Raw genomic sequence first — 16180 nt, 5'->3', positions numbered from 1 at the left:
AAACTAAATAAGTACGAACTAGCTGCAACAGCCTTTTATCTTCAACAATCGGGCGCATTTCTGGAGAAAGAAATGCGCTCTTCTTAATGAATTGGGCCATATAATTGAACAGCGCCTTTAAAGAAAATTGGATATTTATGTTAAAGTAACAATGTCGCTTTGTGTGAATAGGTAAATGTTAAATATAGTAGAGGATAAAGATATCAAATTGCTGTTTGAATATGCGATTCACTTAGGGGAACAGCATAAAAAAAGCATTGAGTCATTTTTATCTGAAGAACAATTTCCTATCCCTTTTGGCTTTAAAGAAGAAGATGTTAATTTGATGCTCCACGTTTATTCTCTGATGAATTCTGTTTGTTTTATCTAAATCAAATGACAACTCACGGTTTAAGTGGTTATAGTGTATCGTTACCAGTTTCCACACGAAAGGATATTAGAAACTATTATGTAGAATGTAATACATCAGCTATGGAGGTTTATAATCGCAGAATTGATATATTACTTGAAAAAGGTTTGTATACAAGACCACCCAATATATCTACTCCCCATGGTGTTGACTATGTTAAAAATCAAAATTTTATGAAAAGCTGGTTAGGTGAAAGAAGACCATTAAATGTTATTGAAATTAGTCAGATTCATTTTAATTTGGAAAAGACAATTTTAGCTAAAGCAGTTGTCCTGGCTTTTTCTCAAGTAGTTAAATCCAAAAAATCAAAAAAGTTTTTATCAGATACAGTAATGCTTGCAAATAAACATATTGATGAATTTAATGCGAAATTTCAAGAAGATAACTTACCTGTTCCTTCATCTTGGGAAGACCAAATTACAAATTCAACCGATTCTCCATTTTCTGACCGACTAATTATGTTCCACTGTGGCTTTTTATATCAATCTGCATTAGCATATTACGGTTCGGGTATGGCAGTTTCAATGAGACCTGATTTAACAGCACAATTTGAAAAGATAATAATGGAGGTACTTAAATCAGCAGGAAAATGGGCTGATATGATTAAAAATGGATGGCTTGAACAGACTCCACAAACAGATGATAGAGGGGCATTGGTTCATCAAAAAGAATTAGAGAAATAATTCATTTCGTTTTTATTCAACTATCGGGCTCTATTGTTTAAGATCCAAGGTAGAAAAAGATCAAACTTCCTATGTTAGAGAAGAATCCATTTTGATCAATCTTTTTTTCCAAAAATGAATAGTAAAAAAAACAGAGGAAAATCTAAAAAAAAAGGAGTTTAAATTTAAACATGTCATTGAAAAATCAGTGGTTAATCAATATTGCAATGATTTTACTTCTATGGTTATCCTTACCTTTTTTTGGTAGACGCAATATAAAAAGATTTCTTCCTGCATCGGCACTTATTGTGCTTTTAGAAATATTTCATGGTCAAGTTGGAAAGAAACGAAAATGGTGGATTTTTTATAATAAGCCAAACTCATATATTTCTGGTGAATTTCCTTTTGATATTGGTCCATTTTTTATAGCTTCCATGTGGATATTAAAGTGGACTTATGGGAATTTCAAAAGATTTATACTACTTAATGCCACTGTAAATGCCTTCTTTGCTTTCATTGGAACAAGGTTACTATTAAAATTAAAGGTTTCTCAATTAGTCCGAATAAATGAATTTCAATTTTTTCTGTTTTTCTTTTACAAAGCTTTTATCTTATATGGGTTACAATATATTTTTGAAAGTAAAAGGAAATTTACATAATCAATTAAAAGGATCTTCAAATCGAAGATCCTTCAGTTTGTTGTTGATTTAAAATTAAGTTTGATAAACCCTGTTTAATATAGGATTTTTCTTTTGACCCTTAAACTTCACGTGTCTTGTTCAATTAACGGTGTTGTATTAATTGTGCCGTGTAAGTTTTTTTTATTTGTTTTATTTTCCAAAAAAAGTTGGATGCTTTGAGATGGAGAGTTCTGTAAAATTATAAATATGGTAGACAATGAAGTGAAAACACGGGGATGATGTTAGATCTTTAGCAATCGGGCGCAATTCTGCAGCAAGAATTGTACTCGTTCTTTATGTATTGGGCGCAATTGTTGAATAATTAAATCCCAATTTTCTCATTTATATCACTGAGAGATTGGGATTTTTTAATACTGGAATATCCTTAACGTTGTAAATCCGCGTTTTGCGGCCGGTAGTTAACTATGCCTAATCCTCCGAACGTTACCAACCACTTTAGTTTTGCAATGCATCAATGGTGTAAAATTCGAAACCAAAAAGGTAGAGTGATATGGTATAGTATATAAAAAATTACCGTACCAGAAAAATAGATAGGGGAACCTATATGAATAGTCATGAATTACGAACGTTTCTCTTAGAAAATAACACGAACGAAGCACCGGATTGGAATGTAATAAAAAACATCTATCATCCTGAATGTATCGAAGTGAATGGTCAGCAGGTATACATTTTTAATCTGAGTTTTGATTCCTCGACTACACCCGTTGAAGATAACATTGTGATCTGGCAGCAGTTTCCTACCGCATACGTCCCTATACATATTCATCATTACATCGAAATGATTTATGTCTATCAGGGAACATGTACAGTTGTTATTGATAAGGGTGAAATGAGCCTAACTGAGGGAGCCATTATTATCATTGATAAGAACACTCCTCATACGGTAAAGGATATTTCACCATCAGATATTATTATAGATATCAAACTAAAGCATGACTTCCTGTCAACAGGGTTTCTCAGTCAGTTTACAAATAAGAGCATTATCTCTCAATTTTTAATTGATTCTCTCATTAACAAGCGAAGAGAGAATAATTTTCTTTATTTTCCTTTAGAAAACGGTTCCAAGATTGTTGGAATTATGGAGCAAATCATGTGCGAGTATTTCGATAAGGACTTTGTTTCGGCGGATATGATCAATGCGTATCTGTTCATTCTCTTAACCGAATTAATTCGTCACACGAATAGTACGACAGATAAAAAGAAGGACCAGATGACACAGAATGATGCGATTGTGCTCGATTTTCTCAAATTTATTGAAGACCATTATAAGGAATGCACGTTAACCGAAATCGCTGCTTATTTTAGGTACCACCCAAACTATATATCAGCTGTCCTTAAAAAAGCCACGGGAAAATCGTTTAAAGAACTTCTTCAAAATCAACGCTTAAATAAGGCAGCACTGTATCTATCAAACTCTGACTTGCCTATTCCTGATATTGCGGAAGAGGTTGGTTACTCGAGTGTTTCTTTCTTTTACAAAAAATTTAATGAGGTGTTTGGTCAAACACCTAAAGAATATAGGGAAAACCACCGCTAAACATCATGGCTTAGTTCGATAGGAACTAAGCTATTTCTATTAACATTCTCATTCTCCAGTACATATTAATCGAAATTTCCCATCTTACATCCAATCTTTATCTGTAAATCGAGTACTATTGTTGAAATCTTTGATTCGAGCAATCATTATCTTTGTTTTTACCATTAAATTATCTGAAAACGCTTGCTACAATAAAATCAGAAAGTAAGTTGTAGCAGCGAGGAGTGTTAGAAATGGATTTTCAATTTCCACCCAATTTTCTTTGGGGATCAACAACAGCAGCGTATCAGGTGGAAGGAAACAATGTAAACAGTGATTTTTGGGCAGAAGAGCATGCGGAGGGCTCACCGTATAAAGATAAATCCGGTGATACGATCGACCATTATCGTCTGTATCGAGAAGACATTGCTCTCATGGCCAGACTGGGATTGAAGACTTATCGGTTCTCGATTGAATGGTCTAGAGTCGAACCAGAACCAGGACAATACTCACGATCGGCCATTGAACATTACCGGGATGTACTAGAGACTTGCTACAAACACGGGATCACACCGATGGTAGCGATGCACCATTTTTCTTCCCCAAAGTGGCTGATGAGATTAGGCGGATGGGCGAGCCCAGAGGTACCTGATCGCTTTGCCAAATATTGTGAAGTGGTTTTCAGTGAAATTGGTCATCTAATCCCGTATGTACTGACCATGAATGAAATCAATCTGCCAGTCATGTTACGTGAGATATTTTCAAGAATCGGATTCATCCCACCTGTTGGAATGAATAGAGATGCGTGGACAGCTCCTAAATGGAGAGAATCAGCTGCTCGATTGTGCGGAACGACCACCCAGAATTACTTTACCTTTCATATGATTTCAGATGAGTCTTCCATCCATAATTTAAAAGAAACTCATCGTAAGGCACGTGAGGCGATCAAGCGGATTCATCCAAATACGAAAGTAGGATTTTCAATGGCTCTTTCTGATATTCAGTCGATTCCTGGAGGGGAAGAAGAGGCCGATCGAAAGTGGAACAGCTATTTTCGACAATATCTAGATATGTTGGAAGGAGATGACTTCTTCGGACTTCAAAATTATACAAGGGAAGTTTACGGCCCAGAAGGTCAAGTAAAGCCAGCTGAAGGTGCGGAACTGACCCAAATGGGATATGAGTATTATCCAAAGGCACTTAGTAATGTAATCCGAAAGGTAGCCAAAGACATATCGATACCGATTATCATTACTGAACATGGGATCGCAACGGATGAGGACGAGCGTCGGGTAGAATTTATCCGAGAAGCATTAGAGGGTGTAAAGGCCTGTTTGAAGGAAGGCTTAGACGTTCGAGGGTATCTTCACTGGACCACCTTTGATAATTTTGAATGGCAATCCGGCTATGCTTTGAAGTTCGGTTTGATAGAAGTGGACCGATCGACACAGGAAAGAAAGGTAAAGGAAAGTGGCCGCTTCTTAGGACAAATTGCTCGACAGGAGAGTCTAGTAACAAAATAATTTTCATGGCTCCCTGTGTTCTTGATCAGGGGCTATGAAAAAATCTTTGAAACACGCAAAATAATTCTTTGCTTTTTATAAAATCCAAAATGAAAACGCTTGCTTTAATATTAAAAATGGAATATTACTAGGGAGGTTATGAAAATGGAACATGCTTTACTAAATAAAACGCCTTTTAAAAGATTGGTAGTAGCAGCCATGCTGGGTGTTGGTACGTCGATTGCTCCTTTGGTTTTACTATCATTTGGACTTTCTACTTTTATTGTGATCCGAATTGTTGGTCAAGAACATGCAACGGCTGCCTTTGCTACTGCCACTGGAATATCCGGAATAGCCGTCGTACTTTTTGGGCTTTTAAGTGGAGTGATAGCGGATAAGACGAAAGTAAAGATGGGGAGAAGGCGGTTTTGGATGATTGTGGGCAGTATTGGCGGAGCCCTTTCAATGTTATCCCTTACGTATGCTTCCTCCATTCCAATGTTTATTCTTTCCATGTGTTTGGTTAACTTCTTTTACGGTATGGTTTCTCTCGCATGCTACGCCATTGTACCTGAACAAGTAGAACCGGAAAAGTATGGTCGAGTAGCCGGATTAATTGGTGCATCTGCACCTGCATTCGTTATGACGGGACAAATGATTATGGGAGCTTTTGCCGATTCTACTCTTGAACAGAAAATGATTACGATTATTATTGTCCAACTGATCGGTGGATTTTTAGCTGCTAGCCTTATTAAAGATAATTCTTTTGCCGGGACGACAACGAGTGAAAAGAAATCATTGGGTCTTCGTGGCTTTTACCCAAGTTTTAAACAACATCCTTCTTATACATGGGCTTTATTAACCAAGTTATTTATTAACTTCTCTAATGCAGGGATGGGGATGTTAGTACTATTCTATATTACAAGATTTCACCTAGGGGAAGCAGATATATTCAAGATCATGGGACTTACCGCTCCTGCTATTATGTTAATGGTTGTAGCTGGAATTCTTGGAGGTTTCTTATCTGACAAGGTGAAGAAACAAAAGCCTTTTGTAATGGGAGCAGCACTTATTACAGGACTCTGTTTAATTGCCTTTGCCTTTTCAACAAACGTTACATGGGTCATCGTCGGAAACTTTATTTTTAACTTTGGATTCGGGATGTACAATGCAGTAGATAATGCCCTTGTTAACCGGATTCTCCCTTCAAAAGAACAGGCAGCAAAAGATATCTCGATCATGAACACAACGACAAGCTTGTCTTCTACATTAGTTAATTTTGCTGCACCAAGTATCATTGCTTTAGGAGTCAGCATGTTTGGTGGAGATGGATATACGTTATTTTTCCTAGTGCTTGCGGCATTCTCCATTCTTTCGGCAGTGGTTGTCATCCCGATTCCTGAGATGGAACCGAAGGCAAAGGATGGTAAAGCTCCTGATAATGAAGTAGTAGCTTAACTTAGATAAATATGACAGGGGGTGAAGTATACTTAAGTGTATATTCATCCCTATTGTCTTTTGACAATTTGTGTGGAAAGGAATCTAGAAAGATGACAAACCTAACAGTAGAAGCAGTAACATGTGAGTATAGAAAAAATCCTCAAGGAATGGATATAAAAAGACCACGTATTAGCTGGAAAATACGATCAGACTTACGGGGAACGATGCAAAAGGCGTATCGAATTCAAGTAGCGGACCATCAAGAAGATTTTCAAGAGACGATATGGGACACAGGGATTGTCCAATCAGACGACTCGATTCAAATTGAATATGATGGTCCCCATCTTGAATCCCGTACAAGATATTTTTACCGCATCAAGATTTGGGATAACTATGACCGTGAATCCGATTGGAGTGAAACAGCTTGGTGGGAAACGGCGCTGTTTTCACCAGAAGAATGGGAGGCCGAGTGGATCACACCAGACCCTAACCAAATGGATTCTCTTTCAGAAGCGGCTTTTCTTTTACGAAAAGAATTTGCCCTTAAGACAGATATTTCTTCGGCTCGGGTGTATGGAACCGGTGTGGGTTTATATGAATTATTCCTTAATGGCGGGCGGGTTGGAGAGGATCTTCTTGCTCCAGGCTGGACTAGCTATCACAAACGTCTTCAATATCAAACGTATGATGTCACCGACCAGCTTCAGGTTGGTGCAAATGCATTAGGGATTGTATTAGCGGACGGATGGTATAAAGGGAACCTGGTAAGGGAGGATCATCGAAATATTTATGGTGATACACGTGCAGCAAAATTGCAACTTCATGTCACTTATCACGACGGGACAGAAGAGCTAATTGTGACGGATCCTACATGGAAGGCGGCAACTGGCCCCATTTTATTCTCAGAAATTTATCATGGGGAAACGTACGATGCCAGACTGGAACAAGAGGGATGGAGCCAATCCCATTTTCAAGATACGGATTGGGTGAATACCATCACTCCAGAAATGCCTATTACTCAATTGGTAGCACAGGAAAATGTCCCGGTTCGTGTAACAGAAGTTCTAAAACCAATCGAATCCTTTGTTACACCAGCGGGGGATACCGTTCTAGATATGGGCCAAAACATGGTTGGTCGGATTCGATTCCAAGTCCGTGCTCCAGAAGGAACTCGAATCGTCTTAACACATGCCGAGGTACTGGATAAGGAAGGGAATATCTACTTTGGCAATCTCAAATTTGCCAAGCAGAAGATTGAGTATATTACAAAAGGGGAAGGGATGGAAACCTTTGCTCCACATTTCACCTTCCAAGGCTTTCGATATGTGAAAATTGAAGGATATCCTGGACAGGAAAACGGGCTGCCACTTGATCACTTTATAGGGGAAGTCATCCATTCCGATATGGAGCCAGCTGGAACATTCGAATGCTCTGATCCACTCGTAAACCGGCTGCAGCAAAATATTGTTTGGGGGCAAAGAGGGAATTTCCTAGATGTGCCGACCGATTGCCCGCAGCGAAGTGAGAGACTGGGATGGACCGCAGATGCACAGGTCTTTGTTCAGACGGCATTGTTTAATTACCATGGAGGTCTATTTTTTACCAAGTGGCTACGGGATTTACAAGCCGATCAGCTTCCGGACGGCAATGTGCCATTTGTCATTCCAAATGTGGAGGGTGGAAAGGGCTCTGCCGCCTGGGGTGACGCAGCGACAATTATTCCTTGGACAGTCTATCAGACATACGGGGATAAGCGTTTGCTTGCCGATCAATACGACAGCATGAGAGCTTGGGTGGAATATATTCGCAGGCAAGGAAGAAATGAATTCCTATGGAACACAGGCTTTCATTTCGGAGATTGGTTAGCCCTGGATGCCAAAGAAAATAGCTTTGTTGGCGCCACACCAAAGGATTTGATTGCGACGGTGTTTTATGCGTATTCCACAAGAATACTGAGAGATGCAGCAAAGATCCTCGAGAAAGCTGATGACTTTGAAGAATATAGCACACTATTAAATAATATTATTGAACAATTTAATCAGGAATTTGTTTCCCCAGCAGGAAGATTGGTGTCTCCAACCCAAACGGCTCATATCATTGCTTTAATGTTTGATATGGTCGATGGGAAAGCAAAGGAGAGAACCGCCTATGAGCTGAACGAATTAATTATTCAAAATGACTATCATTTAAATACAGGATTTGTTGGAACTCCGTATATTTGTTTTGCTCTTTCCAAAGGCGGTTATCACGAAACCGCTATTAAATTATTAATGAAGGATGATTATCCATCCTGGCTTTACCAAATTAAAAAAGGTGCGACGACCGTTTGGGAACATTGGGATAGCATTAAGCGGGATGGCTCGTTCTGGAGTGACCAAATGAATTCTTTTAACCATTATGCCTATGGCTCAATTGGCAATTGGATGTACAAAGTCGTAGCGGGACTGGATATGGATGCAACAAGTCCTGCCTATAAGAAGATCAAAATTGAACCGAAATTTGCTGGAATTTCGTTCACTTCTGCAAAAGCCGTCCATGAATCGATGTATGGAAAAATACTCTCCTCATGGCAGCTAACACAGGATAAGGTAGAGCTTGATGTAGAGGTTCCTCCGAACACAACAGCAGACATTCTTTTACCAAAAGCAAAACTGGCTGATGTTTTTGAAGGCGGGCAACCATTAGTATCGAGTGAAATCCATTCGTCTATTGAAACAGCAGACGGTGTAAGGGTGACAGTCGGTTCTGGCTCCTATCAGTTTATCTATCCAAACGAACAGGGACTAAGACCAAGTTTTACGGAGAATACGAAAATCATCGACTACCTTGATCACAAAGAGGCAGTAGCCGTCCTTGAGAAAGTAGCACCAGGCATTACAAAACCACCTGCTCTATTTACAACAAAAGCAAGAAGCTTGAAAGAGTTAGTTGAAATGGGAGAAGCAAACCTTACAGAGGAGAAAGTGAAAGAGATAATTGAAGTAATCAATCAGCTTGAATGGGAAGCTGTATTGGTTTAAATATTGAAGGGGCGGATCTCATGCTTCATCGTAAGAACCGTCCCTTTGCTTTTCATCATTGTTAGATCCTTTTATGAAATAGGTTAAATAAGGGGAGTGAAGTAAAAAAAAAGTCATTACTAGTGAAGAGACAATATCGGGTCTTTATTTGAACAAATATCGGATAGTCTGAAAGTTTTAATGACCCTATAATAAGGAAATTAGAAAGCGTTTCGTTGGATGAACAATGAAGTTCAATTTACTTGGTGCGATTCCGTTTGGTTTATTGGCGGTTCTTGCTTTTTATGTTCCGGATTTAGGGCCTGTGGGAACTCTTGTTTACGCATATATCACGTATATTGGTTTATCAATGGCTTATACAATGGTAAATATTCCGTTAGCTTCTATTCTTCCAAGCTTAACTAGTGATTCACAAGAGAGAACGGTTTTAGCAACAACAAGGATTCTTTTTGGTTTTGTAGGTGCAACTATTGTAAGTGTTACGACGTTGCCGCTTGTTAGCATGCTTGGTGGTAGTTCCCAAGCAACTAGATTTTTCTATACGATGATCATATTTGCGATAATAGCAACTTTGTTATTCTTTGTTAGTTTCAAGAACGTTGAAGAGAAAGTAAGGTTGAGACTGGAAAAGGTAAGCACTTAGACATGCTACACCAAATGCAAATAATGAAGAGGGGCAAAAAGCTTTTGTTACTAATTTTAGCGTAGAACAAGGAGCATTTGGAGCCTTTCTAACAGTAATCTTTGATGAATGGGTTCGAAATGATGTTGGTTCCATACACGTTATGAACTTCGAGTGGGCACTTGAGTCTTGGTTAGGGCTGCCATCAACCGTATGCATTTTTTCGGAAACATGCGGCAATGCATTGGCAATCGAGCATAATGGGGATATATATTCCTGCGATCATTATGTTTATCCGGATTATCATTTAGGAAATATTTTGGAACAGGATCTAAAAGGGATGGTGGAGTCGAATAAACAGAAATCATTCGGGCAAAACAAGAAAAGTTCACTGCCAAAGCAATGTATGGAATGTGAGGTCAAATTTGCCTGCCATGTGGAATGCCCTAGACATCGTTTTGTGAGAACATCTGATAATGAACCAGGACTTAGTTATCTTTGTTCTGATTATAAGCACTACTTTCATCATATTCATCGTTACATGAAGGTCATGGTCGAGTTGATTGAAAATGGACTTCCTGCTTCAAAAGTGATGGATGTGATTAAAGCTCCGATTGTTATTACGAATCACCAAAGCACTACAGTCTAGCCTAATTATAGTCATAATTACACACCCCAAGGACATTAGCGTTTCCTTATAAAAGGCTATGTTTTATAATTCGATTTAAACTGTAGTTTTTTATATATTCGCTCAAATCTAAATGTAAGCGTTGACAACCTCTATAAGATTTAGTAGTTTTAAATAGAAATCAATATCATTCAAAGGAATGTTACCTCTTTTGGGCATAACCTGAACAGTTTTGAATCACATTCGTGTTTCATTCTGTTCGGGTTTTTTGTTTTTTTAAAAGAATGGAAGAGAGGTGTTGATAGTACATAGACCTTGAAATAGGTAACTTATCTTTGAGTGATTAAGATTTTAGTATGATTCATTTTAAATGTTTTTTGAAGGAGTGAGGGAATAGTGAGAAGAGTATTTAAATACTTATTGGCTGTAGTGCTCGCTTTAGGTTTTGTCGGTGGTAATGTATCAGCTGCATCTTTAACATCTACTAATGTAAAGGCAGAGGTGTCATCCTCTCAAACGTATAAAAAAGGAATTACTCAAGAAACAAATTATGGAAATGTAAAAGGGTATGTGAATGTAGAAGAAAATGCGCTGGTATGGAAAGGACTTCCTTACGCAAAAGCTCCAGTTGGGGAGTTGAGATGGAAAGCTCCAGAAGACCCTGCACCATTTGGAGGCACCTTTGATGCAACAAAGTCTGGAAATATTGCCATTCAGTCTTCTGCTCAAGGGATTATAGGGAGCGAAGATAGTCTGAATCTAGACATCTATCGACCGAATACAAATAAAAAGAATCTCCCTGTGTTACTTTTCATTCATGGAGGTAATAATCAAACGGGGAAATCCGAAGAAATAACAGGTGAATCCTTTGTTAATGACTTAGACGCTATTTTTGTTTCGGTCAATTACCGACTTGGACCATTAGGATTTAATCCTCTACCAGCCCTAAATACAGGTAACGGATTAGAGGACTCAGGAAACTATGCGCTACTTGATATTGCAAAATCTCTGGATTGGGTCAAGGAAAATATTAAAAGCTTTGGAGGAGATCCAAACAACGTAACCATCTCTGGATTCTCTGCTGGAGGCAGAGATGTAATGGCTGCCTTAGCTTCTCCCATCTTTGAAGGGAAATTCCAAAAAGCGATTGCCTTCAGTGGTGGAATGACGATGGCCGATCAAGATGATAGTGTGAAAGTTTTTGCCAAAGCCATCGCTCCATTAGTCGTGCAGGATGGTGTCAAATCAACAGAAGAAGAAGCATATCAATGGCTTCAGACTGAGGATGAGGCAGTAAAGGATTATCTTTATTCATTATCTGCTGATCGATTAAGTGGATTAATGAGTAATGCAGCAATAAGAATGAGTGTATTCCCTCATCTATATAATGATGGTGTGGTTCTTCCAAAAGAAAAGTTTGATACAAAGAACTATAATTCGGTTCCTTTAATCATGCTGACTGGAACATCGGAATTCTCTTTCTTTGCATGGGGAGACCCTTACTTTGCAAGTAGTGTACAAGATGGCAGTTTATTAAAAGACGAAACGAAATATGCTGAATTCACTTTTGCTAAGAAATATGGAAGTGATCTCTACAGATTGTTTAACACTCAGGAATCAGCTGAAAAAATGTATGTTAGCTATAAGGCACCTATTTACACCGTTGAAATACCTTTTGGGGAAGAACCTACGGGAACCACGGATATGATGTCTGTTTTCGGATCATTCCATGGTGTCTTTGTCCCTCTATTAGACAGTAATAATAAAAGCTATTTATCTATGATGAGAGAATCGTATAGTCTAGATGGAGCGAAGGAACTGAGCGTTCAGTTCAAAGAATACCTGGCTAACTTCCTTCATGATCCAAAGGGTAACCCTAATGGAAAAAAATTAGCAGACTGGGAAGCCTGGACGAAAAAGAAGCCAGCTAACCTAGTATTGACTGCGAATGAAACAAATGCCTTTGCAGAAATGTCTGTTGATACTACTAGCAAATTAGATGTGATAAATGAGATAGAAAAAGATACTTCTATTTCTTCAGATGCCAAGAAAAAAATAATTAGTGAAGTATTGAATGGCCGTTGGTTCAGTGCAGAGCTTGATGAATTCTTTGGAAACAAAAGCTTGTGGGTTGAATAACTTCTATAAATAATAAAGTTAAAAGTAGCACAGGCCAGTATAATGATCTGTGCTATTTTATTCTACCCTTATAAACGATAAAGGATGAAATATTGTTTTACCATTTATATCTAATTGATTTAGTTGATACCTAAGTTTATAAATCTGGGTTTAACATAATATACTTCCGACAATTCTGTGACAAGACGCATACGACTTTTCCCTGATTACATAATAAGACCATTCTACAAAGGAAAGAAGGGTGGTTTATTATGCCAAAAAAGATGAGCTTAATTATGTTTAGTGGCGAGTATGATAAGGCGATGGCCGCGTTGATTTTAGCGAATACGGCTCGTGAAATGGATGTGGAAGTGACGGTTTTTTGTACGTTTTGGGGGTTATTTATGCTACGCGAACCAGAGAAAATGACCATGGAAGATAAGACAGCATTTGAAAAAATGTTTGATTTTATAACACCAAAAGGAGTGGAGGAACTTCCGTTATCGAAAATGAATGTTGCTGGGCTAGGAAAAAAGATGATGGGTCATATGATGGAAGACGATGATGCACCCCCTCTAATTGCGTTTTTAAAAGGAGCACGGAAAAAACAGGTGAGATTCTGTGCCTGTAAGCTATCAGTAGATATTCTTGGGTTTAAACAGGAGGAGTTTTTTCCAGAAGTAGAGATTGTCGATGCAAAAGCCTATATGGAGGATGCCTTGCAATCGGATATTCAATTATTTATATAATAAGTTTGCCAATCCTGTGACAGTTTTTCTAGACAAATGCCCAATTTCCTCCACTTTACATACGTTATAAAAGCCCTTTGTTTGAGGAGGATCTCCACATGTTGTATGTAAAGATTGGTAGCTACGAAAGGTCTTTTAACGGTAAACTCGAGTCCTATTTTACCCAATTTCGAACGGAAACGATAGGAACAAATCATATGATTACTACCCCTTTTGGTGTCAAACGAATGATTTATGCAGATTGGACAGCAAGTGGCCGGCTCTATCGCCCCATTGAGGAAAAGATCATCGATGAGCTCGGGCCGAATGTGGCTAATACGCATACCGATGTGAATTACAGTGGTTTGTTTATAACAGAGAGCTATAAGGAAGCTAAAAAAATCATTAAAAAGCATGTGAACCCAGGACCAAAGGATGTACTACTTTCAAGTGGAACCGGAATGACAGATGTCGTCAATAAGCTACAAAGGATAATGGGATTACGAATTCCTGAGAATGTTAAAGAGAATCTCAAGATCGAAGAAAAAGACCGTCCTGTTATTTTTATCACCCATATGGAGCATCATTCGAACCACATTTCATGGGAAGAAACCATTGCGGATGTGGTCGTATTGAAACCCACAAAAGATGGGATGATTGATGTTGATTACTTAAAAGCGATGCTAAAAAAATATGAGAACCGTAAGCTGAAAATTGGGTCTTTTACAGCCTGCTCGAATGTCACAGGCGTTCAGACTCCCTATCATAAACTAGCAGCCATTATGCATAACCATGGAGGACTATGCTTTGTTGATTTTGCAGCATCTGCCCCTTATGTCCCAATTAATATGCATCCAGTGAATCAAGAGGAAAGACTCGATGCAATTTTCTTTTCTCCGCATAAGTTTTTAGGTGGACCTGGTTCGTCTGGCATTTTACTCTTTGATTCGGACCTTTACCAAAATACGATACCAGACCATCCGGGTGGAGGAACGGTTCATTACACGAACCCCTGGGGAGGTCGCCTCTATTTGAAAGACTTGGAAGAGAGAGAGGATGGGGGGACACCTGGATTTTTACAGACCATTCGCGCAGCTTTAGCTATTAGACTGAAAGAAAAGATGGGAACGGAACAAATCTTAGCTAGAGAAAAGGAACAGCTAGATATCCTGTTACCTGCGTTAGATAAAATAAATCATTTACATGTATTTGAATCCGGCCAATTGGAACGACTTGGTATCATTTCTTTTCATGTAGAAGGGATTCATTACAATCTTTTTACCAAACTATTAAACGATCGGTTTGGTATTCAAGTCCGTGGCGGCTGTTCTTGCGCGGGAACGTACGGTCATTATTTATTGAAAATTGATAAGGAGACTTCTAAGCAAATTGGTCATACGATTGCCAAAGGGGATCTGTCTTCAAAACCAGGTTGGGTAAGACTTTCGATTCATCCAATTATGACAAACGAGGAAATGTATGCCATCATTTATGCGATTGAGCAAACCGTAGCGAATATTGATGATTGGGCGAAAGATTATATGTATGATCCTAAGAAAAATACTTTTTATCATATAATAGAAAAGAATGGAAATGGAATGAGAGGATTGAACTTTTAAACCAGATATAAAGCTGTAGTCATTGGAGCAGAGGACGAACCTCTGCTCTTTCCATTTAATCTTACATGGATCCTGTCCTTTTGTTTCGGGAGACTACCAGTTTCCTTATTAACACCGATAATGGTCGTACTGATGATGTCGGTTGGTTTTATTTGGGCAGCCATTGGTGGTGTCTTGTTATGATAGTGAAGAAAGATTTCTCAAATACAAAAAGTTTACCTTATTAAGAGAACATGGGTGCTGTTCGTAGAGGAACGGTCCCTTTTTTGTTTGTTTCAAAATCATTGTTCAATAGTGAGCAAGTAAATGTAATCCGAGATAAAATAAAAACATTGTTAGATAATACGACATAAATATTTAATATTATGAAAATTCATTATAGGATAGCAATCATAGAATAAATGCTGGAAAATATTTATTCAATTGTTCCAACTATTTAATACAAGCTGAAAGAGGCTATATTTTTTTACCTCAAAAAATTGTATACAAAAATACAAGTATTCATTATTGATTAAAAAACGAATTATTGGAGGGGGAACATGAATAAACAGAGTCGTTTGTTAACGAAGGATATTGCTTATTCGAATATAAAACAAAAAATCATTTTTGGTGAGCTGAAGTCTGATCAAATTGTAAGAGAAGAAAAACTGGCTAGTATGTTAGATATTAGTCGTACCCCGCTAAGACAAGCCATTCAGATGCTAGAGATGGAGGAATTTTTAATTCGTCAACCGAATGGAAGGCTCAAGGTTGCATCTATTACGAAAGAGGAGGTAGAAGAGATTTTTATGATTCGTAGCATGTTAGAAGGAAAGATTGCTAGACATGCTGCAGGGAACGCGACAAAAGATGATGAGGTTGTCCTTTCTGAGATATTGGATAAGCTGAAATATTCATTTCGGTTAGGATACAATCAAGATTTTGTCACCTATGGAAATGAATTTCATGATTATATTGCTGAAATAAGCGGACTTAAGTCTACTATAAAACTTCTAAATATGGTTAAAGATCATGCAAACAGGTACTGTCATTTGGTTACTATGTATGGAAAATGGAATGAGAAAGCGGACGAGGAGCACGATTTAATTTTTCAGAGTATTAAGAAAAAAGATGGTGATGGTGCAGAAATGGCCATGAAAGACCACATCATGAGTAGTTTGAAAGATGTTCTTAATAGAATCGAAGAAAAAGAGCAATTAGGCGAGTTGGTGTAAG

Annotated in this window: 12 protein-coding genes and 1 pseudogene; all 13 read left to right on the top strand. The window is 38.1% G+C overall.

Annotated elements, in window-relative coordinates:
* Positions 1–175: 175 nt before the first annotated feature.
* Positions 176–489: pseudogene (locus ACRX5O_RS06005) on the top strand (DUF3231 family protein); the annotation flags it as partial.
* The gene (locus tag ACRX5O_RS06000) at positions 472–1092 is read left to right on the top strand and encodes a DUF3231 family protein (protein WP_433905209.1); all 621 of its coding nucleotides are present in this window, start codon (positions 472–474) and stop codon (positions 1090–1092) included. The pseudogene ACRX5O_RS06005 and the gene ACRX5O_RS06000, both read left to right, overlap by 18 nt.
* 170 nt (positions 1093–1262) lie before the next feature.
* Complete coding sequence (locus ACRX5O_RS05995; RefSeq protein ID WP_433905101.1) at positions 1263–1730, top strand: hypothetical protein; 468 nt, start codon at positions 1263–1265, stop codon at positions 1728–1730.
* Between the two features lie 586 nt (positions 1731–2316).
* Entirely contained in the window at positions 2317–3309 is a 993-nt protein-coding gene (locus tag ACRX5O_RS05990; RefSeq protein WP_433905100.1) for an AraC family transcriptional regulator, read from the top strand.
* A gap of 233 nt (positions 3310–3542) precedes the next feature.
* Positions 3543–4811, top strand: a complete 1269-nt coding sequence (locus ACRX5O_RS05985; RefSeq protein ID WP_433905099.1) for a glycoside hydrolase family 1 protein — start codon at positions 3543–3545, stop codon at positions 4809–4811.
* 144 nt (positions 4812–4955) lie between these two features.
* On the top strand, positions 4956–6248 hold the full coding sequence (locus ACRX5O_RS05980) for an MFS transporter (RefSeq protein WP_433905098.1): 1293 nt from the start codon (positions 4956–4958) through the stop codon (positions 6246–6248).
* 92 nt (positions 6249–6340) lie between these two features.
* Complete coding sequence (locus ACRX5O_RS05975) at positions 6341–9250, top strand: family 78 glycoside hydrolase catalytic domain (RefSeq protein WP_433905097.1); 2910 nt, start codon at positions 6341–6343, stop codon at positions 9248–9250.
* A gap of 226 nt (positions 9251–9476) precedes the next feature.
* Positions 9477–9893 carry an MFS transporter gene (locus ACRX5O_RS05970; protein ID WP_433905096.1) on the top strand — a complete coding sequence of 139 codons (417 nt, stop codon included), beginning with the start codon at positions 9477–9479 and terminating at the stop codon, positions 9891–9893.
* Positions 9894–10035: 142 nt separating this feature from the next.
* On the top strand, positions 10036–10521 hold the full coding sequence (locus ACRX5O_RS05965) for an SPASM domain-containing protein (RefSeq protein ID WP_433905095.1): 486 nt from the start codon (positions 10036–10038) through the stop codon (positions 10519–10521).
* 375 nt (positions 10522–10896) lie between these two features.
* Positions 10897–12639 (top strand): carboxylesterase family protein, encoded by a 1743-nt coding sequence (locus ACRX5O_RS05960; protein WP_433905094.1) that lies wholly within the window; start codon positions 10897–10899, stop codon positions 12637–12639.
* A gap of 251 nt (positions 12640–12890) precedes the next feature.
* Positions 12891–13367, top strand: coding sequence for a DsrE/DsrF/DrsH-like family protein (locus ACRX5O_RS05955; protein ID WP_433905093.1), 477 nt, complete (start codon positions 12891–12893; stop codon positions 13365–13367).
* Between the two features lie 98 nt (positions 13368–13465).
* A complete protein-coding gene (locus ACRX5O_RS05950; protein ID WP_433905092.1) occupies positions 13466–14965 on the top strand; it encodes an aminotransferase class V-fold PLP-dependent enzyme in 1500 nt (499 codons plus the stop codon).
* 539 nt (positions 14966–15504) lie between these two features.
* Positions 15505–16179 (top strand): GntR family transcriptional regulator, encoded by a 675-nt coding sequence (locus tag ACRX5O_RS05945; RefSeq protein ID WP_433905091.1) that lies wholly within the window; start codon positions 15505–15507, stop codon positions 16177–16179.
* Position 16180: the final 1 nt, after the last annotated feature.

This window comes from Robertmurraya mesotrionivorans (genome assembly GCF_050971805.1).
Classification (GTDB): Bacteria; Bacillota; Bacilli; order Bacillales; family Cytobacillaceae; genus Robertmurraya_A.
Note: the sequence above shows the minus strand (reverse complement) of the source record. Positions and strands in the feature narration are given on the sequence as shown.

Coding starts and splice junctions, on each gene's coding strand:
- ACRX5O_RS06000 (WP_433905209.1), top strand. CDS start 472: ATGGAGGTTTATAATCGCAGAATTGATATATTACTTGAAAAAGGTTTG.
- ACRX5O_RS05980 (WP_433905098.1), top strand. CDS start 4,956: ATGGAACATGCTTTACTAAATAAAACGCCTTTTAAAAGATTGGTAGTA.
- ACRX5O_RS05995 (WP_433905101.1), top strand. CDS start 1,263: ATGTCATTGAAAAATCAGTGGTTAATCAATATTGCAATGATTTTACTT.
- ACRX5O_RS05965 (WP_433905095.1), top strand. CDS start 10,036: ATGAACTTCGAGTGGGCACTTGAGTCTTGGTTAGGGCTGCCATCAACC.
- ACRX5O_RS05970 (WP_433905096.1), top strand. CDS start 9,477: ATGAAGTTCAATTTACTTGGTGCGATTCCGTTTGGTTTATTGGCGGTT.
- ACRX5O_RS05985 (WP_433905099.1), top strand. CDS start 3,543: ATGGATTTTCAATTTCCACCCAATTTTCTTTGGGGATCAACAACAGCA.
- ACRX5O_RS05990 (WP_433905100.1), top strand. CDS start 2,317: ATGAATAGTCATGAATTACGAACGTTTCTCTTAGAAAATAACACGAAC.
- ACRX5O_RS05945 (WP_433905091.1), top strand. CDS start 15,505: ATGAATAAACAGAGTCGTTTGTTAACGAAGGATATTGCTTATTCGAAT.
- ACRX5O_RS05955 (WP_433905093.1), top strand. CDS start 12,891: ATGCCAAAAAAGATGAGCTTAATTATGTTTAGTGGCGAGTATGATAAG.
- ACRX5O_RS05975 (WP_433905097.1), top strand. CDS start 6,341: ATGACAAACCTAACAGTAGAAGCAGTAACATGTGAGTATAGAAAAAAT.
- ACRX5O_RS05950 (WP_433905092.1), top strand. CDS start 13,466: ATGTTGTATGTAAAGATTGGTAGCTACGAAAGGTCTTTTAACGGTAAA.